25 protein-coding genes are annotated in these 25,567 nt (G+C 61.1%); 9 read left to right on the forward strand and 16 right to left on the reverse strand.

The window, feature by feature from the left end:
* Window positions 1–106 precede the first annotated feature (106 nt).
* The 3 genes from lipB to AB4Z15_RS12675 all read left to right on the forward strand — a co-directional run bounded on the left by lipB (window position 107) and on the right by AB4Z15_RS12675 (window position 2,653).
* The gene (lipB, locus tag AB4Z15_RS12665) at window positions 107–775 is read left to right on the forward strand and encodes a lipoyl(octanoyl) transferase LipB (RefSeq protein WP_442017558.1); all 669 of its coding nucleotides are present in this window, start codon (window positions 107–109) and stop codon (window positions 773–775) included.
* Window positions 772–1,779 (forward strand): lipoyl synthase, encoded by a 1,008-nt coding sequence (gene lipA, locus AB4Z15_RS12670; RefSeq protein ID WP_224093011.1) that lies wholly within the window; start codon window positions 772–774, stop codon window positions 1,777–1,779. Before lipB ends, lipA begins: the two co-directional genes overlap by 4 nt.
* Before the next feature lie 112 nt (window positions 1,780–1,891).
* On the forward strand, window positions 1,892–2,653 hold the full coding sequence (locus tag AB4Z15_RS12675; RefSeq protein WP_442005554.1) for a DUF4191 domain-containing protein: 762 nt from the start codon (window positions 1,892–1,894) through the stop codon (window positions 2,651–2,653).
* A 131-nt stretch (window positions 2,654–2,784) separates the two neighbouring features.
* Here AB4Z15_RS12675 and AB4Z15_RS12680 read toward each other — a convergent pair whose 3' ends face one another.
* Window positions 2,785–3,222 carry an RDD family protein gene (locus tag AB4Z15_RS12680; protein WP_442017559.1) on the reverse strand — a complete coding sequence of 146 codons (438 nt, stop codon included), beginning with the start codon at window positions 3,220–3,222 and terminating at the stop codon, window positions 2,785–2,787.
* A 325-nt stretch (window positions 3,223–3,547) separates the two neighbouring features.
* Here AB4Z15_RS12680 and glnA point away from each other — a divergent pair, with 325 nt between their 5' ends.
* Window positions 3,548–4,972, forward strand: a complete 1,425-nt coding sequence (gene glnA, locus AB4Z15_RS12685) for a type I glutamate--ammonia ligase (RefSeq protein WP_442005556.1) — start codon at window positions 3,548–3,550, stop codon at window positions 4,970–4,972.
* 167 nt (window positions 4,973–5,139) lie between these two features.
* Here the strand turns inward: glnA and AB4Z15_RS12690 are convergent, their stop codons facing one another.
* The 5 genes from AB4Z15_RS12690 to AB4Z15_RS12710 form a co-directional block, all read right to left on the reverse strand.
* Entirely contained in the window at window positions 5,140–5,493 is a 354-nt protein-coding gene (locus tag AB4Z15_RS12690) for a hypothetical protein (protein WP_442005557.1), read from the reverse strand.
* Between the two features lie 570 nt (window positions 5,494–6,063).
* Window positions 6,064–6,279, reverse strand: a complete 216-nt coding sequence (locus AB4Z15_RS12695; RefSeq protein ID WP_431120185.1) for an AsnC family protein — start codon at window positions 6,277–6,279, stop codon at window positions 6,064–6,066.
* Between the two features lie 4 nt (window positions 6,280–6,283).
* Window positions 6,284–6,865 carry a GNAT family N-acetyltransferase gene (locus AB4Z15_RS12700; RefSeq protein WP_442005558.1) on the reverse strand — a complete coding sequence of 194 codons (582 nt, stop codon included), beginning with the start codon at window positions 6,863–6,865 and terminating at the stop codon, window positions 6,284–6,286.
* A gap of 12 nt (window positions 6,866–6,877) precedes the next feature.
* A complete protein-coding gene (locus AB4Z15_RS12705) occupies window positions 6,878–9,889 on the reverse strand; it encodes a bifunctional [glutamine synthetase] adenylyltransferase/[glutamine synthetase]-adenylyl-L-tyrosine phosphorylase (protein ID WP_442017560.1) in 3,012 nt (1,003 codons plus the stop codon).
* Between the two features lie 9 nt (window positions 9,890–9,898).
* Entirely contained in the window at window positions 9,899–11,239 is a 1,341-nt protein-coding gene (locus tag AB4Z15_RS12710) for a glutamine synthetase family protein (RefSeq protein ID WP_224089573.1), read from the reverse strand.
* A 188-nt stretch (window positions 11,240–11,427) separates the two neighbouring features.
* Here AB4Z15_RS12710 and panB point away from each other — a divergent pair, with 188 nt between their 5' ends.
* A complete protein-coding gene (gene panB, locus AB4Z15_RS12715) occupies window positions 11,428–12,333 on the forward strand; it encodes a 3-methyl-2-oxobutanoate hydroxymethyltransferase (protein WP_442017561.1) in 906 nt (301 codons plus the stop codon).
* A 41-nt stretch (window positions 12,334–12,374) separates the two neighbouring features.
* Here the strand turns inward: panB and AB4Z15_RS12720 are convergent, their stop codons facing one another.
* A complete protein-coding gene (locus tag AB4Z15_RS12720) occupies window positions 12,375–12,539 on the reverse strand; it encodes an SPOR domain-containing protein (RefSeq protein WP_216922998.1) in 165 nt (54 codons plus the stop codon).
* A gap of 109 nt (window positions 12,540–12,648) precedes the next feature.
* Here AB4Z15_RS12720 and map point away from each other — a divergent pair, with 109 nt between their 5' ends.
* The 3 genes from map to AB4Z15_RS12735 all read left to right on the forward strand — a co-directional run bounded on the left by map (window position 12,649) and on the right by AB4Z15_RS12735 (window position 15,179).
* Entirely contained in the window at window positions 12,649–13,527 is an 879-nt protein-coding gene (gene map, locus AB4Z15_RS12725) for a type I methionyl aminopeptidase (protein ID WP_442017562.1), read from the forward strand.
* Window positions 13,528–13,600: 73 nt separating this feature from the next.
* Window positions 13,601–14,404, forward strand: coding sequence for a polyphosphate--glucose phosphotransferase (ppgK, locus tag AB4Z15_RS12730; protein WP_442017625.1), 804 nt, complete (start codon window positions 13,601–13,603; stop codon window positions 14,402–14,404).
* 7 nt (window positions 14,405–14,411) lie between these two features.
* Window positions 14,412–15,179 (forward strand): SDR family oxidoreductase, encoded by a 768-nt coding sequence (locus AB4Z15_RS12735; RefSeq protein WP_442017563.1) that lies wholly within the window; start codon window positions 14,412–14,414, stop codon window positions 15,177–15,179.
* On the opposite strand, the gene nrdR is transcribed toward AB4Z15_RS12735, so the two are convergent.
* From nrdR to AB4Z15_RS12750, 3 genes are all read right to left on the reverse strand, one after another.
* Window positions 15,176–15,697, reverse strand: coding sequence for a transcriptional regulator NrdR (nrdR, locus tag AB4Z15_RS12740; protein ID WP_442017564.1), 522 nt, complete (start codon window positions 15,695–15,697; stop codon window positions 15,176–15,178). The genes AB4Z15_RS12735 and nrdR overlap by 4 nt on opposite strands.
* Window positions 15,698–15,891: 194 nt before the next feature.
* A complete protein-coding gene (gene hisD, locus AB4Z15_RS12745; protein ID WP_442017565.1) occupies window positions 15,892–17,265 on the reverse strand; it encodes a histidinol dehydrogenase in 1,374 nt (457 codons plus the stop codon).
* 4 nt (window positions 17,266–17,269) lie between these two features.
* Complete coding sequence (locus tag AB4Z15_RS12750; protein WP_442005565.1) at window positions 17,270–17,800, reverse strand: hypothetical protein; 531 nt, start codon at window positions 17,798–17,800, stop codon at window positions 17,270–17,272.
* A 114-nt stretch (window positions 17,801–17,914) separates the two neighbouring features.
* Between AB4Z15_RS12750 and AB4Z15_RS12755 the strand changes: the two genes are divergently transcribed.
* The gene (locus AB4Z15_RS12755; RefSeq protein ID WP_416418636.1) at window positions 17,915–18,415 is read left to right on the forward strand and encodes a flavin reductase family protein; all 501 of its coding nucleotides are present in this window, start codon (window positions 17,915–17,917) and stop codon (window positions 18,413–18,415) included.
* Between the two features lie 9 nt (window positions 18,416–18,424).
* Here the strand turns inward: AB4Z15_RS12755 and dnaE are convergent, their stop codons facing one another.
* The 6 genes from dnaE to AB4Z15_RS12785 all read right to left on the reverse strand — a co-directional run bounded on the left by dnaE (window position 18,425) and on the right by AB4Z15_RS12785 (window position 25,501).
* A complete protein-coding gene (dnaE, locus tag AB4Z15_RS12760) occupies window positions 18,425–21,982 on the reverse strand; it encodes a DNA polymerase III subunit alpha (protein ID WP_442017566.1) in 3,558 nt (1,185 codons plus the stop codon).
* Window positions 21,983–22,051: 69 nt separating this feature from the next.
* On the reverse strand, window positions 22,052–22,978 hold the full coding sequence (locus tag AB4Z15_RS12765) for an RluA family pseudouridine synthase (RefSeq protein WP_442005567.1): 927 nt from the start codon (window positions 22,976–22,978) through the stop codon (window positions 22,052–22,054).
* Window positions 22,971–23,579, reverse strand: coding sequence for a signal peptidase II (gene lspA / locus AB4Z15_RS12770; protein WP_442017567.1), 609 nt, complete (start codon window positions 23,577–23,579; stop codon window positions 22,971–22,973). Before lspA ends, AB4Z15_RS12765 begins: the two co-directional genes overlap by 8 nt.
* A 99-nt stretch (window positions 23,580–23,678) precedes the next feature.
* Complete coding sequence (locus AB4Z15_RS12775) at window positions 23,679–24,377, reverse strand: DivIVA domain-containing protein (protein ID WP_442005569.1); 699 nt, start codon at window positions 24,375–24,377, stop codon at window positions 23,679–23,681.
* Window positions 24,378–24,547: 170 nt separating this feature from the next.
* Window positions 24,548–24,835: a YggT family protein gene (locus AB4Z15_RS12780; protein ID WP_442017568.1), complete on the reverse strand. Its 288-nt coding sequence runs from the start codon at window positions 24,833–24,835 to the stop codon at window positions 24,548–24,550.
* A gap of 132 nt (window positions 24,836–24,967) precedes the next feature.
* On the reverse strand, window positions 24,968–25,501 hold the full coding sequence (locus tag AB4Z15_RS12785; RefSeq protein WP_216922977.1) for a cell division protein SepF: 534 nt from the start codon (window positions 25,499–25,501) through the stop codon (window positions 24,968–24,970).
* Window positions 25,502–25,567: the final 66 nt, after the last annotated feature.

The raw sequence follows: 25,567 nt of genomic DNA on the forward strand, positions 1-25,567 counted from the left end.
ACAGGCAGCACCAGCTTGCGGGGTACGAAAGCCACGCTGACGGATGCGACTGAGAGGTTCACCACAAAATCATGGTGAGTGACCTGCTGGGTCTAAGCTTGAACCCATGACTCTTGAGTTTTCACAACTGGGTCTTGCCCCGGATTTCGTTGACTACGTGCAGGGCTGGGACCTACAGCGCGAGATCCACAACAAAGTTGTTGCCGGCGAGAAAAACAGCACCGTCCTGCTCCTTGAGCACTCCGCCGTCTACACGGCTGGCAAGCTCACCGAAGACCACGAACGTCCCTTTGACGGCACCCCCGTTGTCCCCGTGGATCGTGGTGGCAAGTTAACGTGGCACGGCCCGGGACAACTCATCGCCTATCCGATCCTCAAGCTCAAGAACCGCGCGGGAATCCGGGACTACGTCGAGCGCCTCGAAGCCATCATGATCGCCATCATGACGGACTACGGAATCCCGGCAGTCACGGTGAAGGGACGCGCAGGCGTATGGATCCTCGCCGATGACAAGGGACCGGACCGCAAGATTGCCGCGATCGGCATCCGCGTCCTTGAGGGCGTCACCATGCATGGTGTTGCCATCAACTGCAGTAACGACCTCGCGCCGTATGCGCAGATCATCGCGTGCGGAATCACCGACGCCAGCGTCACCACCATGTCGCTGGAGACCGGCCGGACCATCAACCCGGCCGACATCGTTGACCGCTTCGTGGAAGAGTTCCGCAAGCATGAAGAAGCACTCGTTTCCACCCCAGAAGGAGCACTCCAGTGACCCTGGCACCTGAAGGCCGTAAGTTGCTGCGCGTTGAGCAGCGTAACTCGGCTGTCCCGGTTGAACGCAAGCCCGAGTGGATCAAGGCCAAGGTCCAGATGGGCCCGGAGTTCGTTGGGTTGAAGAACCTGGTGAAGAAGGAAGGCCTGCACACGGTCTGTGAAGAGGCCGGTTGCCCGAACATTTTCGAGTGTTGGGAAGACAAGGAAGCGACGTTCCTGATCGGCGGGTCCGAATGCACCCGGCGGTGTGATTTCTGCCAGATCGATACCGGCAAACCCTCCCCGGTGGACATGTTTGAACCCACCAAGGTGGCCCGGTCCGTGCAGGCCATGCAGCTGCGCTACGCCACGGTCACCGGGGTGGCCCGTGATGACCTCGCCGATGAAGGTGTCTGGCTGTACGCCGAAACTGTCCGCAAGATCCACGAACTGAACCCCGGCACCGGGGTGGAACTGCTGATCCCGGACTTCTCCGGCAAACCCGAACACATCGCGGCGATCTGTGATTCCAAGCCCGAGGTGTTCGCGCACAACGTCGAGACCGTGCCCAGGATCTTCAAGAGGATCCGCCCGGCGTTCCGGTACGAACGTTCACTGGATGTCATCACCCAGGGCCGGGACCTGGGCATGGTGACCAAGTCCAACCTGATCCTGGGCATGGGCGAAACCCGCGAGGAAATCTCCGAAGCCCTCCGCGATCTTCACGCGGCCGGGTGTGATTTGATCACGATCACCCAGTACCTGCGTCCCTCCGAACGGCACCTGCCGGTGGACCGGTGGGTCAAGCCCCAGGAATTCGTGGACCTCCAGCACGAGGCCGAGGAAATCGGCTTCCTCGGTGTCATGTCCGGTCCGCTGGTCCGCTCCTCCTACCGGGCCGGGCGTTTGTGGGCCACCGCGATGCGCAAGAAGGGCTGGGAAATCCCCGCCGCCCTGGCCCACATCGAGTCCTCCGGCACCACCCGCCAGGAAGCCTCCACCATCCTCGCCGCCCACGCCTGACCCCGGGTCGGCAACACTTCACCAGCAACACCATGAAGCAGTACCGAAGGGCCGGATGCCAAGCGTAATGGCGTCCGGTCCTTCGACGTCCATCACGTAGAATTAAGGCACTATGGCGAATTCCTCTGATTCCAGCAAATCGACCCCCTCGGCCGACGCCCCCAAGCGTGGGCTGTTCCAGCGCAAGCCCAAGGAAGCCAAGGCCAAGAAGCCGAGCCAGCTGAAGCAGATCGCTGAAGTCTTCAAGATGACGCGGCGGAATGATCCCCAGGTTGTGTGGATCATGCTGCTGGCATTCCTGGCAGTGGTTGCCGTGGCCTTCCTCGTCGGCTTCCTCCTGGACAACTGGGTTACCGGCCTCATCATCGGTATTCCATTGGGTCTCCTGGCCGCCGTTTTCATCCTCTCCCGTCGCGCAGAGAAGGCTGCATTCGCGCAGATCGAGAACCAGCCTGGTGCTTCCGGCGCGGCCTTGGGTACTCTCCGCCGCGGCTGGGTCACCCAGGACCAGCCTGTCGCGGTTAACCCTCGCACCCAGGACGCCGTGTTCATGGCAATTGGTCGTCCCGGCGTCGTTTTGGTCAGCGAAGGTCCCACGCACCGTGTCAAGCCGCTGGTGGAAGCTGAACGGAAGCGACTCACGCGCATCCTGCCCAACGTCACCATCCACGTTCTGGAATCCGGTCGCGGTGAGGGCCAGGTGCCTTTGAACAAACTCGCCAAGACCATGGGAAAGATGAAGAACGAACTCACCAAGGTGGAGGTCAACGCTGTGTCCAAGCGCATCAACTCCCTCGGTACCCGCCTGCCGATCCCCAAGGGCATCGACCCCTACAAGGCCCGCCCGGACCGCAAGGCTGCACGCGGACGCTGATTGTCCGTAGGTGCTTGATTCCCTATACGAAAAACCGCCCTTGTCTCAAACGAGACAAGGGCGGTTTTTGTTGGTTTTGCTTATTTATTGGTGCTTCTATGGGGTTGCTTCCAACCGCGAGGACTGAAACGCTACATCCGAATGAGGATGGTGTTCATCGCTTTATCATGAATTCCACGCTGATCCGGATCAAAGATGACTGCGGGGATAACCAGGCACAGGAGCAAAGTGCGCACCACAGCGGCGAGGGGTCCGGCCGGGCCTCCCCCCAAGCGGACCACATGGATGCCGGCAATCCTGTGGCCAATGCTGTAGCCGAGGGTGCCGATCAGCAGAATCTGCTCCGCAGCAAAGATGGCGAGCGTTGCCCACTGGTTTCCACTAAATGCGAAATTGCTGATGACCAGGGCGATCGTCCAGTCGATCGCGATTGCCAGGATTCGCCGTCCGGCCCGCGCCATCGAGCCTGGTCCGGCCTCAGGAAGGCCGAGTCTCTCACCCGGGTATTTAGAGATGCCGGATGTGTCCGGCCCGCTCAGCCAGGAGCCTATGTCTTTTCGATCAACCACCCTCCAAGCCTAACGGCTGCCGGACTGACGGTCCGACGTCGGAGGGCACCTATCGTGCCTGCGCCTTCGCTTAGCCGGGGCCAAAGTGTTCGCCCACTGGACCCGCTTGGACCTGACACAGGAAAGCCGACTACCGTTTACACAACAGATCATTCTGTAACCTGCCCGAAACAATACTGACACTCCCGGGAAATCCCATCTCCCTAAGGTGGTATGAGTTGCTAGCCACCGCGGCAAGGGGAATTTTTTGTGTCTCCGGGCCTCCGGCATGGGCTGGCTCACGCGGCCTTCCGGGCCTGTTACTTGATATGCATAAGGAGCATAGATGTTCAAGACTGCGGACGAAGTCCTCAAGTTCATCAAAGACGAAGACGTCAAATTCGTCGATATCCGCTTCACCGACCTTCCGGGCGTCCAGCAGCACTTCAATGTGCCGGCAAAGAGCGTAGACCACGACTTCTTCGTGAACGGTCAGCTCTTCGACGGATCTTCGATCCGCGGTTTCCAGGGCATCGCTGAATCCGACATGCAGCTCATCCCGGATGTGACCTCGGCTTTCATCGACACATTCCGCATTGAGAAGACGCTGGCGCTGAACTTCTCCATCGTGAACCCCCGTACGGGCGACCCCTACCACCGCGACCCCCGTGGCGTAGCCGAGAAGGCTGAAGCCTACCTGGCTTCCACCGGCATCGCGGACACGGCGTTCTTTGCTCCCGAGGCAGAGTTTTTCGTCTTCGACAACATCCAGTACCAGTCCTCCCCGCAGGGCAGCTTCTACAAGATTGACTCCGAAGAAGCCCACTGGAACACCGGCCGCAAGGAAGAGGGCGGAAACCTCGGCTACAAGACCCCCGTCAAGGGCGGTTACTTCCCGGTTTCCCCCACCGACAAGCAGGCTGACCTCCGCGATGCCATGTGCGTTGAACTGGACAAGGCCGGCCTTGAGGTCGAGCGCTCCCACCACGAAGTTGGCTCCGCCGGCCAGGCAGAGATCAACTACAAGTTCACCACGCTGACTGCAGCTGCTGACGACCTCCAGAAGTTCAAGTACGTCATCAAGAACACTGCGGACGCATGGGGCAAGTCCGTAACCTTCATGCCGAAGCCGGTCTTCGGTGACAACGGCTCTGGCATGCACTGCCACCAGTCGCTGTGGAGCAACGGCGATCCGCTGTTCTACGACGAGAAGGGCTATGCCGGCCTCTCCGACACTGCCCGCTGGTACATCGGCGGCCTGCTGAAGCACTCCTCCGCGGTCCTCGCGTTCACCAACCCGACCGTCAACTCGTACCGCCGCTTGGTCAAGGGCTTCGAAGCTCCGGTCAACATGGTGTACTCCCAGGGCAACCGCTCTGCTGGTATCCGTATCCCCATCACGGGCTCCAACCCGAAGGCCAAGCGCATCGAATTCCGCGCTCCGGACCCCTCGTCCAACCCCTACCTGGCCTTCGCTGCCCAGCTGATGGCCGGCATTGACGGCATCCGCAACCGCATCGAACCCCCGGCTCCCATCGACAAGGACCTCTACGAGCTCCCGGCCGAGGAAGCCAAGGACATCCCCAAGGCTCCGGGTTCCCTGGAAGAAGCCCTTGAGGCCCTCCGCGAGGACAACGAGTTCCTGCAGGCTGGCGGCGTCTTCACCCAGGACCTGATCGATACCTGGATTGACTACAAGTACGAGAATGAGATTCGCCCGCTGTCGCTGCGCCCGAACCCATACGAGTTCGAGCTCTACTACGGCGTCTAGCAACTCCCGCGGCTAAACCAGGTTTAGCCCACGCGGAACCCACCAAGGTTCCCGAATAAGAAGGGCCGGCAAAAGGTTTTGTACCTGATGCCGGCCCTTCTCTTTGTCCAAGAACCCGCTGCTACCGCCGAATCAGCAAGATCCGTAAGGCTGTGGCGAAGTGCTAGCTACTCGGATTCCTTGCCCTGATCCCGGTCCCGGATGTTTTTTCCGAACTCGTCCAGCTTCTCCTTCACCACCTTTGCGGCATCTGCAAGACCCTTTTCCGCGCTGCTCAGGGGATCCAATTGCAGGTAGACGTGCCGATCGATGGGGAGGTCGTACTCGTCCTTCAAATGCGTGCCGCCGGAGACGCCATCGAGCGATAAATATACGAGCGCCTCGGTTCTTGCGATGCCCGCGATTGTCCCGAAGACAACCGTGAAATCGTTGGGCTGAAAGCTAATGGATTGACCCACGTGGCGGCGATCCAACTCTCCAGCAGGAATAGCCTTCTCAAACGAACTTCCGTTGTATTCCATGTACTTCTCCTAAGCATCGAGAGCAGTTACGGAACGAGTCTATAAGGCTTTTCAACGGACGAACCAGCACCTTGCCTTGGTCTTTAGTGCCTTGTTTTCGGGAGTTCACCGGGTTGTTCCGGGGCTGCGCAGTCCGCGCAAAACACCTGATCGGTTTCTTCACCGCAGCACTGACAGCGGTGAATCAGTGCCGCTTGCTCAATCACATAGGTTGTCATAGCAAACATGGTGCCTACCAGGGGCAGGTCAGGGCACGAGTAGTGTGTACTCGTTTTTTACCCTTCGGGCACAGCCGGCTACTTGGTTTCGAAAAGGCCCTGCGCTCCCCCGTCACCCTGCCGCCATTCGGCGTCAGTAAAAGTTGCGAAACAGCGCCGGCACGCATAGACGTCGCCGCGGCCATGCGGCGAAGACCAGTGCGGCCCCGCCTGCTCACACCGGAAGCACGACGCATCTGAGAAGGGTGCCCCCTCCGAATCCCGCCTGACTGTCACGCGAGAATCCTAAGGGACAGCATGCCCGCTCGAACAGACCCTGGGGGATGCCCGGCATTGGTCGTGCGAACTGGTCCTACTGCTTCCCGTACTTCTTATGTACCGCCTGCTTGGTCACGCCGAGGCAAAGTGCGATTGCCTCCCACGATAAACCGGACTGCCGGGCTGCGCGTACAAGGGAGGCCTCGGCCCTGCCAACTTCCTTGTGGAGTTCAGCTACCGCATATAGCGCCTCCGCCGGCCCCATGCCATCCATTGATCCAACAAGGGTTTTCATTCTGTCCACCTCCATGTCGTCAACCATAGTTGACTCCATGATCTTCGTCAACATTTGTTGACGGCTCACGCGGGGACGAAATTTCAGCATGCTCAAAGGCCCTGTACATGATGCGTTGCGGGCCGGAGTTCCCGCCGAGGTAGCGGCCAGCATCCACAAAGCCAGCTTTTGCATAGGCTGCAATGCCTGCAGGGTTGCGCTCGTTGACGGAAAGCACGACGCCGGCCTGACCGCCACCGCGCCTGGCTGTCAGTTTGCGGGCCTCGCCTACCGCAGCCTCCGCAGCCAGCGTCCCGAGGCCCCGACCCTGGCATGTTGAATCGATAAGGAATCCCCTGAGAAGCCACACGGAATCGTCATCCTGCCATCCCGCAAGGCGCGCCGCTCCAGACTGGAGAGTCAGGACTCCGACACCCACTCCTTGAGCCTCAATCACGTAGGGCAGCCGTGACTCCTCTTCGAGTCCGACCAACATCATGCGCAGGGGGTCCCCCACAAAATCCCGCTGGGCTGGCTCCACCGCCATTTCCGCCACAGCGCCCAGCTGGATGTCGCGGGCATCATCGTCCAGCAGCTTGAGCGGAATAAGCCAGATACTCATCACCAGCCACCCTCAATTACCGTAGAACTCTTTTTCGAACACAGCCCGGGCCCGGCGGCTAAGGCGCAAGTAATCCTCCTCGAACTGTCCCGCGGCTCCGGGCGCGTAGCCACACCAACGTGCCACAGCTTCAAGATCCCTCCGTGAGGATGGAAGAACATCCGATGCCCGGCCCGTCACTATGACGTTCGCCGAGCGGATTCGGCTGGCGAGCCTCCACGCCTCCCGTACGAGTCCGGCGTCGTCCTTGCCAACAAGCCCAAGGTTCTCGGCCGCGGCAAGTGCCTCCAACGTGGACGTAGTGCGCAGCTCAGGCTGCTTCCCCGCATGCTGCAACTGGATGAGCTGGACAAGCCATTCAACGTCGCTCAATCCACCCCGGCCGAGCTTCACGTGGCGGGCCGGATCAGCACCTCGAGGTAGCCGCTCCGATTCCACGCGGGCCTTGACGCGCCGGATTTCCCTGACGTCCTGTTCGGAGAGCTCAGCCGGGTAACGAATGGGATCAATAAGCTGGAGGAAGGCCACTGCCAAGTCGTCTGAACCGGCCATGGGACGCGCCCGCAGCAGTGCCTGCGATTCCCAGATGAGGGACCACCGGCGATAGTACTCGGCATAGGACTCCAAGGACCGGACCATGGCGCCGTTCTTCCCTTCCGGCCGCAGGTCCGCGTCCACCATCAACACCCGCTCGGCCATGATCGCGGGCTTGAGCGGCTGGGTAAGAAGGCTGGAGACTTTGGCGACTATCGCCGTCGCCTGTTCCTGTGCTTCCTCATCCGTGAAGCCGGGCCGGACGCGGTGAACGTACATGACGTCGGCGTCTGAGCCGTAGCCGATCTCGCGGCCACCTTGCCGTCCCATCGCCACCACCAGAACCTCTGTTTTCAGAGGATCGGACCGGGTAGCGATAGCTTCTGCCACGTGCAGGGCTCCGAGCACGGCCGCCCGGTCTGTTTCGGCCAACGCCAGCCCCACGGCGTCCTGGTCAAGCAACCCGGCGCTATCGGCAATCGCGGTCCGCAGTATCTCCCGGCGACGAATCAACCGGATGAGGCGCATGGCACTTTCAGGATCCGGGTGCCGGGACAATTTGGACCGGATTTCCTGCCATTGCGCCTCGAAGGGGACAGGAGCCAGGTCCTTGTCGCTGCCAAGCCACGCCACGGACTCCGGTGAGACTTCCAGGAGATCCGAAATGAGGCGGGAATTGGCAAGTACCTGGCAGAGGCGTTCGGCTGCCGCTTGGGAATCACGAAGCATTCCCAGATACCAGTGCGTGGTCCCCAACGCTTCGCTGACCCTTCGGAAGGCCAGGAGCCCTGCGTCGGGATCCACGCCCTCGGCAAGCCAGCCCAGAAGAATAGGGAGCAACTGCCGTTGAAGTGCCGCGCGCCGGCTGACCCCGGCTGTCAGCGCCTCAATGTGACGCATTGCACCTTTGGGGTCGAGGTAACCGAGGGCAGCAAGACGGCCCTGGGCAGCTTCCGGGCTCAGCTTGGCGTCTTCGCTGCTGAGTTTCGCGGCTGTGTTGAGCAATGGACGGTAGAAAATACGCTCATGCAAATCCCGCACGGACCGTTTGGTCTTCTGCCACGTCGCCATCAGCTGGTCGGGATGCGGGCGTTCAAGTGAGAAGGGCCCCAGGACAGCCTTGGCCAACACCCGCTGCGCATCCTCCGCCACGGGCATGAGATGGGTCCGGCGCAACTGGAACAACTGAATCCGGTGTTCCAAAAGCCGAAGATAGCGGTACGCGTTGTCGAAGCCGGCGGCGTCGGCACGCCCGATGTAGCCCCCAGCCGACAATGCCGCAATGGCCGACGTGGTGTCACGGCAACGAAGGGACTCGTCCGACTTGCCGTGAACCAGCTGCAACAACTGCACAGTGAATTCGACGTCGCGCAGCCCACCACGTCCCAACTTGATCTGCCGCTGTTCCTCGGCGGCCGGAATGTAGTCGGTGACCCGGCGCCTCATGGCCTGGACGGATTCGACGAAGCCATCACGTCCGGCGGACGCCCAGACCAGTGGCTCCACTGCCTTTTCATAGCGCTGGCCCAGTTCCCGGTCACCGGCAATCGTGCGGGCCTTCAGCAACGCCTGGAATTCCCAGCTCTCAGCCCATCGGGCGTAATAGCTCAGGTGTGAAGGGAGGGTCCGCACCAACGGCCCGGATTTTCCTTCCGGGCGAAGGTTGGGGTCCACTTCCCACAAACCCGGCTCGGGTGCGGATGAGGAAATCGCCCGCGAGATACCGGAGGCCAGGGCGGTGCCGATGGTCGCGGCGCGGGCGTCGTCCAACTCCTCTGCCTCAATGACGTAAATGACATCGACGTCGGAAATGTAGTTCAGCTCGCGGGCACCACATTTGCCCATGCCAATGACTGCGAGTCCGACGTCGGCCACCTCCGAGGCATCGAACTGGGCCGCTGCCTCTGCCCGGGAAACGGCAAGGGCAGCTTCAATGGCAGCACCCGCGAGGTCTGCAAGCTCTGCACCCACGGCGGGCATGAAGTCTTGCGGCGAGGCAGCGCAGAGGTCCTTGATGGCAAGCTCTGTTAGCCCGCGGCGGTATGCCGTCCGCAAGGCCGCATACGCCGGAAGCCCCGTCAACCCGGCCATTGGACGCTGCGCACCCGGCTCGGCCTTGACCGAACGAAGGAGGAGGGACCTTAGCTCTTCGCTTGATGCCGGAAGGGGCTCCGGGCTTACCCGGGCCTCAAAAACATCCAGGTGCTCCGGCCTGCGCATGAGGAACTCCCCCAGCGCCTCCGATGCCCCCAACAGCCGATACAAGGATTCGCTCGTGTCCGGGTCCGCGCCGGCCAACTTCTTGAGGCCGGGATTCTTCTCAATCAGCCGGACCAGTGATTGCAACGCGGTATCCGGGCTCGCCGCCAAGGAGAGCCCGGCGAACAGGGCATCCTGCTCGATGCCTTCGAGTTCCGGGGCAGCGAGAAAACGTTCGCCCTTTTCCAGGTCATTGAATCCGGCTGATATGAGCCGACGTGCAAGGCTCATTCGCCCTGCCTACAGAATGCCGAGGTTGCGCTGCAGCTCGTACGGCGTGACCTGGAGGCGGTAGTCCTGCCATTCTGCGCGCTTGTTGCGCAAGAAGTGTTCAAAGACCTGTTCACCCAGAATCTGGGCTACCAACTCCGATTCCTCCATGGCACGAATGGCATCGTGGAGGCTGGCCGGCAGCGGAGCGTGGCCCATGGCTTTGCGCTCCGCGGTGGTTAGCGACCAAACGTCATCCTCGGCAGCTGCCGGAAGCTCGTAGCCTTCCTCGATACCCTTCAAACCGGCGCCCAAAAGGACGGCATATGCCAGATATGGGTTGGTGGCGGAATCGATGCCGCGGTACTCGATGCGCGCCGACTGGCCCTTGCCAGGCTTGTACAACGGCACTCGCACCAGCGCGGAACGGTTGTTGTGGCCCCAGCTCAGATAGCTCGGTGCTTCGCCGCCGCCCCAGAGCCGCTTATAGGAGTTCACGAACTGGTTGGTGACCGCCGTGAATTCGGGAGCGTGCTTGAGGATCCCGGCGATGAACTGGCGGGCAGTCTTGGACAGCTGGAACTCCGCGCCTGCCTCAAAGAAGGCATTGGTGTCGCCCTCGAAGAGCGAGAAGTGTGTGTGCATTCCGGAGCCGGGGTGGTCCGTAAACGGCTTGGGCATGAACGTGGCATACGTACCCTGCTGCAGGGCGACTTCCTTGATGACCGTGCGGAACGTCATGATGTTGTCAGCAGTCTGCAGGGCATCCGCGTACCGCAGGTCAATCTCGTTCTGGCCCGGCCCGCCCTCGTGGTGGCTGAACTCCACCGAGATACCGACCGATTCCAGCATGGTCACCGCGGTACGGCGGAAGTCCTGCGCAACACCACCAGGGACGTGGTCGAAATAGCCGCCTTCGTCAACGGGGACCGGCGCACCATTGGGGCCAAGCTCCTTTGACTTCAGCAGGTAGAACTCGATCTCAGGGTGCGTGTAGCAGGTGAAACCCATATCCGCGGCCTTGGCAAGGGTCCGCTTGAGGACGTTTCGGGGATCTGCTGCCGACGGTTCCCCATCCGGCGTTAAGACATCACAGAACATTCTCGACGTTTGCTCGGTTTCACCGCGCCAGGGCAGGATCTGGAAGGTTGAGGGGTCCGGCTGTGCCAGCATGTCCGACTCAAAAACCCGCGCCAGGCCCTCAATCGCTGAACCATCGAATCCCAGGCCCTCTTCGAAGGCACCTTCAACCTCAGCCGGCGCAAGTGCCACGGACTTCAGTGAACCCACGACGTCGGTGAACCACAAGCGTACGAAGCGCACGTCACGCTCTTCGATCGTCCGCAGAACGAACTCTTGCTGGCGGTCCATAGGGCCTCTTTTCCGGTTCGGTGTCCATGCCGCGGTTCCCATCATTGAAGCCACGGCAGCTCAGACTTCACTCTACTAAGCATTCGGGAGGAATGCCGCCGCAGTAGCTGCGCGTAACACAGCGTTTACAAACAGTGACCCTTGGCACACTGCTGGCAGGCGCCGTCGGCACGGCTTAGGCTCTACCCATGGCCCCAAGCAACCTTCCTGAGTCCACCACGCCCGCCGAAGTCCCTGCGCCCTATGGCACCGGCCCCACGGCGGCAGCCCAGGCATCGCCAGCGGGCGCCAAGAAGCAGGTCAGCAGGGTGCGCATCCATCACCTCCAGCAGGCCAAGGACAACGGCGAGCACTTCGCCATGCTCACCGCATACGAGCAATACACCGCCGAGATCTTCGACCAAGCAGGGATCGAAGTCCTCCTGGTGGGCGACTCCGCCTCAAACAACGTCTTCGGCAACGAGACCAGCCTTCCCGTCACTGTGGACGAACTGCTGCCCTTGTGCCGTGCCGTAAGCCGCTCAGCCAAGCGCGCCCTGGTCCTGGCGGACCTGCCCTTTGGCAGCTATGAGGTTTCAACCGAGCAGGCAGTCGCCACAGGCGTCCGCTTCCTCAAGGAAGGATTGGCCCACGCGGTCAAAATCGAAGGCTCTGCCTACTATGCGGAGACCGTGAAGGCCATGGTCCAGGCAGGCATTCCTGTCATGGCCCACATTGGATTCACTCCCCAAAGCGAACATTCCCTGGGTGGCTACCGGGTCCAAGGCAGGGGCGAGGACGCCCAGCGGCTGATCGAGGACGCAGTTGCCCTGCAGGACGCTGGCGCTTTCAGCGTCCTCATGGAAATGGTGCCTGCGGAAACTGCCGCTGCCGTGGATGCCGCATTGCGCGTCCCAACCGTTGGTATCGGGGCCGGCAAGAGCACCACAGGCCAAGTGCTGGTCTGGCAGGACATGGCGGGACTGCGAGGGGGCAAGATGGCCAAGTTCGTCAAGCAGTATGCAGACCTTCGCACCACGCTCACCGACGCCGCAGCAGCCTTTGGAGAGGACGTCAGGTCCGGAGAATTCCCCGGACCCGAGCATTCGTTCTAGCTAAGTCCGGGGCGCCCTATTACAGCTAATCGCCAGTAGAGCTAGTCGTCGTCCTGGGCGTCCCAGGCGTCGTTGCGTTGCTTGACCTTTTCCAGCGCATGTTCGGCTTCTTCCCTGGTCTTATAAGGGCCAATCAGCTGTGTCCAATCGGACATGGCGTCCTCTTCGATCTCATGCGTCTTGACGTTGTACCAGTACTCCGTCACGTCTCCTCCTCATTGCGTCGGCCCTCAAACGCGTAACGTTGGCGTCAGTCACGCGGACCCGGCCGCACTTTGTTACTTGCGTCTCTTGCCTGCCTTATATGATCAATCTATGCCTTCTCTTGCTTCGACCGCACCCATCGGCACGCTCACTCCGGGAATCATCAGCCCTGAACGGGCTGTCCCGGCGTCGATCCCCCGCCCCGAGTACGTGGGCAAGAAGGCACCCAGCAAGTTCACCGGCTCCGAAGTGAAGTCAGCGGAGACCATCGAGAAGATCCGTATTGCCAGCAGGATCGCTGCCCAGGCCATCGTTGAAGTTGGCAAGCACATTCAGCCCGGCGTAACGACGGACCAGTTGGACAAGGTTGGCCACGAGTTCCTTGTGGACCACAACGCCTACCCGTCCACGCTGGGCTACCGGGGCTTCCCGAAGTCCCTGTGCTCTTCCCTCAATGAAGTCATTTGCCACGGCATCCCGGATTCCACGGTGGTACAGGATGGCGACATCCTGAACATTGACATCACCGCGTTCATCGGCGGGGTGCACGGAGATACCAATTACACTTTCCTGGTCGGCGACGTGGACGAGGAATCCCGTTTGCTGGTTGAGCGGACGCAGGAGTCACTCAACCGGGCCATCAAGGTCGTGGCCCCAGGCCGCGAAATCAACGTAATCGGCCGCGCGATCCAGTCCTACGCCAAACGCTTCGGCTATGGCGTGGTGCGGGACTTCACTGGCCACGGTGTTGGTGAGGCGTTCCACACGGGCCTCATCATTCCGCATTACGACGCAGCCCCGGCGTACAACACCGTGATCGAGGCAGGCATGGTCTTCACCATCGAACCCATGCTGACCCTTGGCACGATCGAATGGGACATGTGGTCCGACGACTGGACGGTTGTAACCAGGGACCACAAGCGCACGGCCCAATTCGAACACACCCTGCTGGTCACCGAGACCGGCGCGGAAATCCTGACCCTTCCTTAAGCTGTCTGGAAGGTCCATCGCAGCCGCGGGCGGCTGCGCCATGCCCACCCCTCCTGCCATGATCGGAATTGCATTGTCCAAGAAGGATGAGAAGACCCACAAGAACCCTCCGCTGATCGGAATCGATATCGGCGGCACGGGCATCAAAGGCGGCATCGTCGACCTGAAGAAGGGCAAGCTGATCGGCGAACGCTTCCGCGTTCCCACGCCGCAGCCGGCTACACCCGAGGCAGTCGCCGAAGTCGTGGCAGAGATCGTCAAAGAACTTTCCAGCCGCCCCGACGCCCCTGCCGCTGATTCGCCAGTGGGTGTCACCTTCCCGGGCATTATCCAGCACGGTGTGGTCCACTCCGCTGCGAATGTGGATAAGTCCTGGCTTGACACGGACATCGACAAGAAGTTTACGGACAGGCTCGGCCGCCCTGTCGAGGTCATCAACGATGCCGACGCAGCAGGTCTCGCAGAGGCCCGCTATGGCGCCGGCGAGGGCGTGGACGGCACCGTCCTGGTCATCACGCTCGGCACCGGCATCGGCTCCGCCTTCATTTTCAATGGTCAATTGGTTCCCAACGCCGAGCTCGGCCACCTCGAGGTGGACGGATTCGACGCCGAAACCAAGGCATCAGCCGTGGCCCGCGAACGCGATGGCTTGAGCTGGGACGAGTACGGCGTGCTGCTCAACCGCTACCTGCAGCACGTCGAGTTCCTGTTCTCCCCCGAGCTTTTCATTATCGGCGGCGGCATCTCCAAGCGCTCGGATGAATACTTCCCGCACTTGCAATTGCGCACCAACATCGTCACAGCCAAGTTAAAGAACGACGCCGGCATCGTGGGCGCCGCCCTTGAGGTCGCCTTGCACCACAAACTCGCCAAGTAGCCGCAGGGTGACTGTGGACAACGACGCCATAGCCGGAATCGCGATCGTCACAGGTGCCAGCCGCGGAATCGGCGCGGCAGTTGCAAACGCGGCGGCACGTTCCGGATATGGCGTCGTGGTCAACTACTCCTTGGATGCCGAGGGTGCTGATGCAGTGGTCAAGGACATCCAGGCACAAGGGGGCAAGGCACTGGCCGTGCAGGGCGACGTCAGCCAGCCCGCCGACGTCGGGCGTTTGTTCGACGCAGCCGCAGCGTGGGGTCCCGTAACAGCGGTCATCAACAACGCGGCCACTACCGGCAACCTCATTGGAACACTTGCCGACGTGCCTGCCGAGACAGTGCAGCGTGTCATGGACGTTAACGTCGCTGGCATGATCTTCATGTGCCAGGAAGCGGTTCGGAGACTCTCTACCGAGAACGGCGGCCCCGGCGGTTCGATCATCAACATCTCCTCGACGGCGACAAAAGCAGGCTCCCCAGGGACATGGGTTCACTATGCGGCGTCGAAAGGTGCGGTGGATGTTTTGACGGTGGGCCTGGCCGCGGAAGTGGCAAAGCAGGGCATTCGTGTAAACGCCGTGGCTCCGGGCAGTACCAACACCGGGCTCCACGCAGCTGCAGGAATGCCCGACCGCGTCGAGAGGCTCAATCCAACCATTCCGATGGGCCGGGGCGCTGAACCTGAGGAGGTGGCCGCGGCTGTGATGTGGCTAATGTCCGGCGAGGCCGGCTACATTACTGGAGCGGTACTCCCCGTATCAGGCGGCCGCTAGAGCTGGCTTTTCTCGGATCCTTTGGCTTCCTTGGCCCCGGCTTTGGCGCGGGTCCCCGCTTTTGCGTGCGCCTCGGCCTCATGCCGTAGCAAAGATATTGCGGATTCGAAGTCTTCGAGTGACTCGAATGCTTGATAGACGCTGGCGAACCGCAGGTACGCCACCTCATCCAGTTTCCGCAACGGACCGAGAATTGCCAGGCCTACTTCATGGGCGTCGATTTCAGCGGCACCCGAAGAGCGGATGTTCTCCTCGACTTCCTGCGCCAGCATGGCGAGATCGTCTTCGGTGACAGGGCGGCCTTGGCACGCTTTGCGCACACCGCTGATGACCTTGATACGGCTGAAAGGCTCCCCGACTCCTGAGCGCTTGATGACGGACAGGCTGGTGGTTTCCACCGTGGTGAAGCGTCGCCCGCACTCAGGGCATTGCCGGCGGCGCCGGATGGAAGTTCCGTCGTCGGCCATGCGGCTGTCAACGACGCGTGAGTCAGGATTCCGGCAGAACGGACAGTACACGCTGGGCCTCCCTGATCAGCTCCGGCCCACGTCCCAGCGGCAGTGTGCCGGAAACGCAAAGGTGCCGGAAGATTTCCTTCCGGCACCAGTTTACGTTCGATGACTCTGTAATGACAAGCTTGTAATTACTACATGTAGTGGTGTTGACCCGTATATGTTGTGGTCAGGTCCCGTTTACCCTGCTGGTTTCGATGTTAGCGTTGCCCGCTGAAGCGGATCCTGACTGCATCCCCATGGCCTGGAAGGTCCTCGGCCCCAGCCAAACTCACGATGTGGCCACTGACCTGTTCCAGAGCCGCACGGTTGTAGTTGATGACCTGCACTGCGCGCAGGAAGGTGGTGACGTTCAGCCCCGAGGAGAAGGCAGCCGTGCCGCTGGTGGGCAGCACGTGGTTGGATCCGGCACAATAATCGCCAAGGCTCACGGGACTGTAATCCCCCACGAAAATGGCGCCCGCGTTACGGATCCGCGCCGCCACCGCCGGTGCGTCCGCCGTCATGATCTCAAGGTGTTCAGCGGCGTAGGCATTGCACACGGCAATCCCCTGCTCCAGGTCATCCACCAGCACTACACCCGATTGCGGACCGGAGAGTGCCTCAAGGACGCGTGCGCTGTGCTTCGTGGCGGCTGCCTGCCGCGCCAATTCACCCACGACGGCGTCCGCCAGGTCACCGGAGTCCGTCACCAGGACAGAGGCGGCTTTGGGATCGTGCTCCGCCTGGCTGATGAGATCGGCAGCCACGAGCGCGGGCTGGGCAGTGGAATCGGCCAAGATAGCGATCTCGGTAGTCCCCGCCTCGGAATCGATGCCAACGACTCCCTTCACCAGCCTCTTGGCAGTGGCGACGAAAATATTGCCAGGCCCGGTGACGAGATCCACAGGCTCGATAGGAGGCACTCCCTCCGAACCGGGGATGCCGTAGGCAAACGAAATGATTGCCTGCGCACCGCCAATTGCGTAGACCTCATCGATGCCCAGCAGCGCTGCCGCCGCAAGGATGGTGGGGTGCGGGAGTCCGCCGAAGTCCTTTTGAGGCGGTGACGCCAAGGCGATGGATTCCACACCTGCAGCAACCGCGGGAACCACGTTCATGATCACCGAGGAGGCCAGGGGCGCGAGGCCACCCGGGACATACAACCCAACACGCCCCACGGGAATCCAGTTCTGGCTGACAACCGCGCCATCAGCCAAAGCGACGTCAACATTGGCCGGACGCTGCTGATCGGCGAACTGCCTCGCCCGGCTGATCGACTCTTCCAGCGCAGCGCGGACAGTGGGATCAATATCAGCCAGGGCCTTGGCAAGTGCCTCCGCCGGTACACGCGGGTGGGACTGTTCAACGCCGTCGAAGGTCCTTGCAAGTTCCGTCAGCGCGGCGAAGCCACGGCTACGAACAGCTCCCATAATGTCCAGGACCTTCTGCTCCGCATCGGCCATCGTCTGATGCTTGGCTCTGGGTACCGCGGCGCGCAGCTCAGCCAGGGAGAGGTGGCGGCCGCGGAAATCGATACTGCGGAAATTCAAGGATGCAGTGGCAGGGGCGGAAGTATCCGAAGAAGTGGTCACCCGCCTATTTTACGGGCTTCCTGGAAAGAACCCCGAACAGCGCAAGTACGAACGTCACGAAGGCGATGGCGCCCGGCCACAAGACGAGGACGGCGTATGAGCGGAGGGTGAAACCGTATTCCGCACCCAGTGAAGGATCCGGAGCGGGGCCCCACAGCTGCCCTGCAACCAAGCCAACCACCCAGGCAACCGCAGCGCCGGCGGCTCCCCCTGCCAGTGCCAAGGCCAGCCGCCTGCCGACCCCAGTCCCCTGGAGCTTTCCGTCGAGCAAGAGGCCAGTGACACACCCGGCCACCAACATCAGGGCGGCAAGGGCCAGATCGCGCGGCAGCCACGAAGCCGGGTTGGCAGGATTTGCCAGATCGGGGTTGCCCGAAACCAGGTTCCCCCCGCCCGGGGCCAGGATCCACCAGAGAATGCCTATGACTACCCCCGATGCCGCCGGCAGGACAAGCCACAGGGCGTCCCGCGAACGCCGGGGAGTTGCGGCGTCGGTCTGGACTTCCGCGGGAACGTGCACAGTGGGCTCAGTCATGGAACTCACATTAACAAAGGTTCGTGTGTGCTCATTAAAATGGAGAAGTGGGGCACAGGGAGGAATACCCTGAGAGAAAGACGCCCCCGACCCAGTTCCAGGAGAATCATCAACGTGGCAAGCGAACTATCCGGCTTCGAAAAGACGTTCAGGGAAATGTTTCGCCGCCATGCCGCCGGGGTGGCCATCATCACAGCCAACCTGAATGGCAAGCCTTTTGGCTTCACTGCCACCTCCGTTGCATCCCTGTCCGCCGAGCCGCCACGTTTCACCTTCAACATGGCCCGAAGCTCAAGTTCCTGGCCGGCCATCGCCAATGCCAACTACATTGGCGTGCACATGCTCGGACTGGAGAACCAGGCGCTGGCAGATCGCTTCGCCAAGACACGGGACCGCTTCGAAGGCGACCACTGGGAGCCAGGTCCTTACGATGTGCCCATTCTCAAGGACGTAGCAGGTTGGCTGGTGGGAAAGATCCAAATGCGGTTGTCGTTTGAGAACAATGCTGTGGTGGTCGTGGAGGTCGTCGACGGCCAGGTGGGCGACGACGGCGCTCCCCTGCTCTATCACGGTGGCGGCTATAGCCAGCCGAGGCCGTTGGACTACGAAATCTAGCCTTCTGGACTAATTATCCAGGCAGGCCGGACCCAACAGCACCTTCAGGTCGCCGAAGAGCGATGGGCTGGGGTTGACCCTCATGTGCACGGGAAGGCCCATGACCTCCACTTTGGTGTCCCCCATGAGCTTAAGCCGCACCTCGGAGTTGCCCCGATGCGTCCGCAACACATCCCGAAGGTCGGTAACCACTGCCTCGGTGGCCTTGAACGTTGGGATGGTGATCACGACCGGTCCGTTCACGCTCTCACTGAGGTCCGGCACCGAGAGTTCCATGCAGTTCAGCGTCACGGCTCCATCGTCCCTGCGCTGCAGGCGACCCTTGACCACCACGATGAGGTCTTCAGCCAGGACGGAGGCGATGGGCCCGTACACCTGGCCAAAGAACATGACCTCCATGGATCCGCCCAGATCTTCAATCTCGGCACGGGCGTAGGCGTTGCCACTGGCCTTGGCGATCCTGCGGCTCAACGAGGTGATCATGCCCGCGATGGTGACAATCGCGCCGTCGTGCGGTCCGTCCTCGGCAATGATGGAAGTAATGGACTGCTCCGCATGCTGGCTGAGGACGCCTTCCAAGCCCTGCAACGGGTGGTCCGAAACATAGAGACCCAGCATGTCGCGCTCGAAGGACAGCTTGTCCTTCTTCTCCCATTCGGGGAGGTCCGGAATTTCCGTGGTCAGCGAAGCTTCAGGTTCCTGGTCCTCGAAACCGGCGAAGAGATCGAACTGGCCGATTGCCTCGTTGCGCTTGAGGGTGATGACGGAGTCGATGGCCTCTTCATGGATCATGGCCAAAGCACGGCGATGGTGTCCCAGTGAGTCGAAAGCGCCAGCCTTGATCAAGGATTCGATGGTGCGCTTGTTGCAGACAACTGCGGGGACCTTCATCAGGAAGTCCTTGAAGGATGTGTAGTTGCCTTCCGTAGTCCGTGCAGAGACCATGGCTTCCACCACGTTCACGCCGACGTTTCGGATGGCCCCCATGCCGAAGCGGATGTCCGTTCCCACGGGAGTGAAGTTCAACGAGGATTCATTGACATCCGGCGGAAGAACGGTGATGCCCATCCGGCGGCACTCGTTGAGGTAGATAGCGGACTTGTCCTTGTCATCGCCAACGGACGTGAGCAGGGCAGCCATGTACTCGGGCGCATAGTGTGCCTTCAAGTAGGCAGTCCAGTAAGAAATGACCCCGTAAGCGGCCGAGTGCGCTTTATTGAAGGCGTAGTCGGAGAACGGAAGCAGAATGTCCCAGAGCGTTTTGACGGCGGCCATGGAGTAGCCGTTGTCCTGCATGCCTTGGGAGAAGCCGGCGAACTGCTTGTCCAGCTCCGATTTCTTCTTCTTGCCCATGGCACGGCGCAGGATGTCGGCTTGGCCCAGCGAGTAGCCGGCAAGCTTCTGCGCCACCGCCATAACCTGTTCCTGGTACACGATCAGGCCGAAGGTCCCGCCCAGGATCTCCTTGAGCGGCTCTTCCAACTCCGGGTGGATGGGAATCACTTCCTGGATCCCGTTTTTGCGCAGCGCGTAGTCGGTGTGGGCGTTGGCACCCATGGGTCCAGGCCGGTACAACGCGAGAACTGCGGAGATATCTTCGAAGTTGTCAGGCTTCATGAGCTTGAGGAGGGACCGCATGGGTCCACCATCGAGCTGGAACACACCCAAGGTGTCACCACGCGCCAGAAGCTCGTAGGATGCAGCATCGTCGAGTTCCAGGTTTTCCAGGTCCAGGTCAACGCCGCGGTTCATCTTGATGTTTTCCAGGGCATCCGAAATGATCGTCAGGTTTCGGAGGCCGAGGAAGTCCATCTTGATCAGGCCGAGGCCTTCGGACGTCGGATAATCGAACTGGGTGATGACCTGGCCGTCCTGGAAACGGCGCATGACAGGAATGACGTCGATGATGGGATCCGAGGACATGATGACGCCCGCCGCGTGAACACCCCACTGGCGCTTCAGTCCCTCAATACCCAGCGCGGTCTCGAAGACTTTGGCGGCCTCGGGATCGGTGGCGATCAGCTGGCGGAAATCTCCCGCTTCGCTGTAGCGCTTGGATTCCGGGTTCTGGATGTCCGCCAAGGGAATGTCCTTGGCCATGACGGCCGGCGGGAGTGCCTTGGTCAGCTGCTCGCCCATACTGAACGGGTAGCCAAGCACACGGGAGGAGTCCTTGAGCGCCTGCTTGGTCTTGATGGTTCCATAGGTGACGATCATCGCCACGCGCTCGTCGCCGTACTTCTTGGTGACGTAGTCGATCACCTCGGAGCGACGGCGATCATCGAAGTCGACGTCGAAGTCGGGCATGGAAACGCGGTCAGGGTTGAGGAAGCGCTCGAAGATCAGGCCGTGCTGGAGCGGATCAAGGTCAGTAATACGCATGGCGTAGGCCACCATGGAACCTGCACCGGAACCACGCCCCGGACCAACACGGATCCCGTTGTTCTTGGCCCAGTTGATGAAGTCGGCGACCACCAGGAAGTACCCGGGGAAGCCCATGGAGGTAATGACCCCGAGTTCGTAGTCGGCCTGCTTGCGGACATTGTCCGGAATGCCTTGGGGATAGCGGTACTTAAGGCCGGTGTCTACTTCCTTGACCAGCCAGGAGGTCTCGTCTTCCCCGGGAGGACAAGGGAAGCGCGGCATGTAGTTGGCGCCCGTGTTGAACGAAACTTCGCAGCGCTCGGCGATGAGCAGCGTGTTATCGCAGGCCTCCGGGTGATCGCGGAACAGCTCCCGCATTTCCTGCGGAGATTTCAGGTAGTAGCCACTGCCCGAGAAGGCGAAGCGGGAGCCGCCGTTGTCGTACGTCGGTTCCAGGAGCGTGGAGCCGGACTGGATGGCCAACAAAGCTTCGTGGGCCTTGGCATCGTGTTCATGCGTGTAGTGGAGGTCATTGGTGGCCACCAGCGGGAGGTTGAGCTCCTTGGCAAGGCGCAGGAGATCCCCGGTAACGCGCCGTTCAATGTCCAGCCCGTGGTCCATCAGTTCGCAGAAGTAGTTTTCCGCCCCAAAAATGTCGCGGAACTCTGCGGCGGCTTCGACAGCCTCGCGGTAAAGGCCGAGCCGCAGCTTGGTCTGGACTTCCCCGGAAGGGCAACCGGTAGTCGCAATGAGCCCTTCGGAGTACGTATTGAGCAATTCCCGGTCCAGCCGCGGCCACTTACCAAAGACAGAATCCAGCGATGCGATGGACGAGGCCCTGAACAGGTTCCTCATGCCGACGTTGTTGTAACTCAGGAGCGTCATGTGGGTATACGAGCCACCACCAGAGACGTCGTCCTTACGCTGGCTTTCGTCGCCCCAGCGAACGCGCTCCTTATCCCCGCGGGCAGTACCCGGGGTCACATAGGCCTCGACGCCGATGATCGGCTTGATGCCCTTGTCCGTGGCCTTGCGCCAGAAGTCGAACGCACCAAAGAGGTAGCCATGGTCAGTGGTAGCCAGGGCCGGCATGCCCAGGCGTTCGGTTTCATCGAACAGCTCACCCAGGCGGGCCGCTCCATCCAGCATGGAGTATTCGGTGTGGGTGTGCAGGTGGACGAACGAATCATTGCTGGAAGTCACCACGACAGTCTACCGTCCCGCCTCCGACAAAATAGGGAACCTTGGACCGGGCCGGCCCGGAAGGATTGCCTAGGCTGAGCCCGTGGCCAGCAGGTCCAAGGCGTATTGAAGGTCCGCCGGGTAGTCGCTGGTGACTTCCACCCACTCGCCGGTCCGCGGGTGCGTGAAGCCCAGTTGCCGTGCATGAAGCCACTGTCGGGTGAGTCCCAAGTTTGCTGCGAGACGGGGATCAGCACCGTAGGTGAGATCGCCGGCGCAAGGGTGCCGCAAAGCAGAGAAGTGGACCCTGATCTGGTGCGTCCGGCCCGTTTCCAGGTGCACCTCCACCAACGTAGCTTTACCAAAGGCTTCCAGAACCTCGTAGTGGGTCACCGAGGGCCGGCCGTCTTCTATAACTGCAAAGCGCCAGTCGTGGCCAGGGTGGCGGCCGATCGGGGCATCAATAGTGCCCTCAAGTGGATCCGGAAGTCCTTGGACAACCGCGTGGTAGACCTTGTCCACCGTCCGCTCCTTGAAAGCCCTTTTGAGGACCGTGTAAGCATGCTCCGTCTTAGCCACAACCATCACGCCGGAAGTGCCGACGTCGAGCCTATGGACAATGCCCGCACGCTCGGGTGCTCCCGACGTCGAAATCCGGTACCCGGCTCCAGCCAGGCCGCCGACCACCGTGGGTCCCACCCAGCCCGGCGACGGATGCGCCGCTACTCCCACTGGCTTGTCGATGACAACGAATTCCTCGTCATCCAACAGGATCTTCAAGCCTTCCACAACTTCCTCCACGACTTCCAGGGGATCCGGCCGCTCGGGAACCGTGACGTCCAACACCGCGCCCGCAACAAGCTTTGCCGATTTGCCGAGAGCCGCACCGCCACTGGTGACGTTGCCTTCGGCAATCAGCAGTGCCGCAGCAGAACGGGAAATGTCCAGCAAACGTGCAAGTCCAGCGTCAGCCCGCGCTCCTGCAAGGTCCTCAGGCACCACAAGCGACTCACTCACCGACGGTCTCCTCATTGGAGCCCCCAGCGGGCTCGGCTGGCTTGGCTGTTTTTGGTGCTGCCACTTGCCGGGTGCCGTCCATGCCCACCCCGCGCAGGGTCAGCAGGCAAATGATCACAACGCCGGACACCACGGCTGAGTCGGCGATGTTGAAGATGGCAAAGTTCGGTACCTGGATGAAATCCACCACATGACCCATGGCAAAGGACGGTTCACGGAACAATCGATCCGTCAGATTGCCCAATGCGCCACCGAGCAGCAGCCCAAGCGACAATGCCCACCAGGCGGAGCCGAGCCGCCGCAACTGCAAAAGAATGGCAACGGAAACCCCCGCCATGACGATCGTGAAGACCCATGTGACATTCTCACCAATGGAAAAGGCAGCCCCGGAATTGCGGATGTAGTACCAGTGCAGCAACGGTGGCAGCACTGGAATACGCTCACCTTCTGTCATGGTGCTGGTCACCCAAAGCTTGGTGAGCTGGTCAAAGGCGTAGGCAAAAACTGCAAAACCCGCAAAGAGCCAGATCATTGCAGGACGCCATTTGCGTCGGACGGGAAGTGCCGGCCGCGATGCGTCGTCGGTGAGGTCGTCGGTCATAGTGCTTTCGTTCGTGGAGCGTTGTGGGCTGCTACCAGGGTGTTAACAGCAAAAGCCGGTGGCAGAGGAGACCTCAGCCACCGGCTTTTAGAATACTTGCTAAACGTCTGCGGTTGCTTCGCCGACCTCAGGGGCAGCGACGGAACCACGGGCGTCGAGGTCGCGCAGCTGGCCCTCGATGTAGGCCTTCAGGCGCGAGCGGTAGTCGCGTTCGAAGCCACGGAGCTGCTCAACCTTGCGTTCCAGGACCGAACGCTGCTGCTCAAGGGCGCCAAGGATCTTGCGGGACTTCTCCTGGGCGTCGTTGACGAGACTGGAAGCCTCGATCTGCGCCTCAGCGATAATCTTTTCCTTCTGCTGTGCACCGTCGGCAACGTGCTTGTCGTGCATCTGCTGCGCCATGGCCAGCAGTCCTGCAGCGGACTCAGCAGTAGGCGTCACACCGTTGCTGGGAGCAGGTGCCTTGGCAGCGGCGGCAGCCGCAGCGGCCTGCTCGGCTTCCTTCTTCTTGGCAGCTTCAGCAGCCTTCGCCTCGGCTTCCGCCTTGGCCTCGGCTTCCTTGTCCACCTTGACCGGGGCCGGAACCTTCTCGACGACGGGAGCCGCAGCAGTTGCCGCGGGCACAGCCGAGCCAGCTTCGCCGAGCTTCTTGCGAAGTTCGTCGTTCTCCTGGTTCAGGCGGCGCAGTTCAACCACGATCTCGTCGAGGAAGTCATCTACCTCGTCCTGGTCGTAGCCTTCGCGGAACTTGGTCGGCTGAAAGCGCTTGTTGACAACGTCTTCTGGCGTCAAAGCCATCTGGTCACCTCGTTGGTCTAGTTAGTCAGTAGGCCTTCCGGCCGTTCAAAACTACGGTACCTAAATATCATCTGGTTCCTCCAATTCAACACCATCGTGTTGAATTGGAGAATTTGCGGCCTTCGAACCCTCGCGAGCCCCCGGTTCCGCGGTACAGCTTCAGTGCGCTGCTACGCCAGGCCGCTGCTCACCGCCATGGCGATGCTCACGGCGATAATCAGGATCAGGAAGCCCAGGTCCAAGGAGATTCCACCCATTTGCAGTGGCGGTATCAACTTACGAAGCCTTCTCAGTGGTGGGTCTGTCACGGAGTAGACAACATGGGCTGTTACCAATGCCACACCGCGGGGCCGCCATTGACGGGCGAACATCTGAACCCATTCGAAGATCAGCCTGATGATAAGGGCAATGAAAAACAGCAACAACACAATATAGATAAGGCCGAAAACAATGCCCACGAGTTAGCTCAGATCTCCCACTTGTTCCGGAATGCCGATCAGTCCCTGCTCTTGAAACGCCGATCGGTCCTTACTATTGCAACACAGATGCCAGGCAGGTTGACCCGCCTGGCATCCTCGTAGCGATCGTTCTTAGCTCTGGTTGAAGAAGCTGGCCTGGGTTTCGCTGGCCTTCTTGTCATCCCCAATGACTTCCACATACGACGGCGACAACAGGAAGACCTTGTTGGTAACCCTTTCGATGCTGCCGTGGAGGCCAAAGACCAAACCGGCCGAGAAGTCCACCAGGCGCTTGGCGTCTGCCTCGCCCATGTCGGTGACATTCATGATCACGGGAATGCCATCCCGGAAGCTCTCGCCAATAATTTTGGCGTCATTATAAGAACGCGGATGAACTGTGGTGATCTGCCTCAAACCCGAGGCATCTTCGCGGCTGGACGCCGCACGCTTAATGGGTGTCACGGGTGCGCGGTATTCCTCTTCGGCGTCAACAGTGGGCATTTCACGGACAACTTCCCGGACGGGTGCAGGCGCTCGGCGCTCTTCCCGGTCCTGTGCCTGGGGGCGTTCTTCGTCGTGGTGCGCGACGGCCTGCTCAGATTCGTAGTGTTCATCGCCGTCGGCGAGCCCAAGATAGATCATTGTCTTGCGCAGAGCGCCAGCCATGGTGCACTCCTATCGTTTCTGCAGTAGGCGGGCCGCCATGACTTGACATATTGGAACCCCGGCCCG

The sequence above is a fragment of the Paenarthrobacter sp. 2TAF44 genome, from assembly GCF_052114885.1.
In the GTDB taxonomy this organism is placed as follows: Bacteria; Actinomycetota; Actinomycetes; order Actinomycetales; family Micrococcaceae; genus Arthrobacter.

Coding starts and splice junctions, on each gene's coding strand:
- lspA (WP_442017567.1), bottom strand. CDS start 23,579: ATGACCGACGACCTCACCGACGACGCATCGCGGCCGGCACTTCCCGTC.
- map (WP_442017562.1), top strand. CDS start 12,649: ATGCCTTCTCTTGCTTCGACCGCACCCATCGGCACGCTCACTCCGGGA.
- AB4Z15_RS12775 (WP_442005569.1), bottom strand. CDS start 24,377: ATGGCTTTGACGCCAGAAGACGTTGTCAACAAGCGCTTTCAGCCGACC.
- AB4Z15_RS12675 (WP_442005554.1), top strand. CDS start 1,892: ATGGCGAATTCCTCTGATTCCAGCAAATCGACCCCCTCGGCCGACGCC.
- AB4Z15_RS12705 (WP_442017560.1), bottom strand. CDS start 9,889: ATGAGCCTTGCACGTCGGCTCATATCAGCCGGATTCAATGACCTGGAA.
- AB4Z15_RS12690 (WP_442005557.1), bottom strand. CDS start 5,493: ATGGAATACAACGGAAGTTCGTTTGAGAAGGCTATTCCTGCTGGAGAG.
- glnA (WP_442005556.1), top strand. CDS start 3,548: ATGTTCAAGACTGCGGACGAAGTCCTCAAGTTCATCAAAGACGAAGAC.
- AB4Z15_RS12785 (WP_216922977.1), bottom strand. CDS start 25,501: ATGGCTGGCGCTCTGCGCAAGACAATGATCTATCTTGGGCTCGCCGAC.
- AB4Z15_RS12710 (WP_224089573.1), bottom strand. CDS start 11,239: ATGGACCGCCAGCAAGAGTTCGTTCTGCGGACGATCGAAGAGCGTGAC.
- panB (WP_442017561.1), top strand. CDS start 11,428: ATGGCCCCAAGCAACCTTCCTGAGTCCACCACGCCCGCCGAAGTCCCT.
- AB4Z15_RS12695 (WP_431120185.1), bottom strand. CDS start 6,279: ATGGAGGTGGACAGAATGAAAACCCTTGTTGGATCAATGGATGGCATG.
- AB4Z15_RS12750 (WP_442005565.1), bottom strand. CDS start 17,800: ATGACTGAGCCCACTGTGCACGTTCCCGCGGAAGTCCAGACCGACGCC.
- lipB (WP_442017558.1), top strand. CDS start 107: ATGACTCTTGAGTTTTCACAACTGGGTCTTGCCCCGGATTTCGTTGAC.
- AB4Z15_RS12700 (WP_442005558.1), bottom strand. CDS start 6,865: ATGAGTATCTGGCTTATTCCGCTCAAGCTGCTGGACGATGATGCCCGC.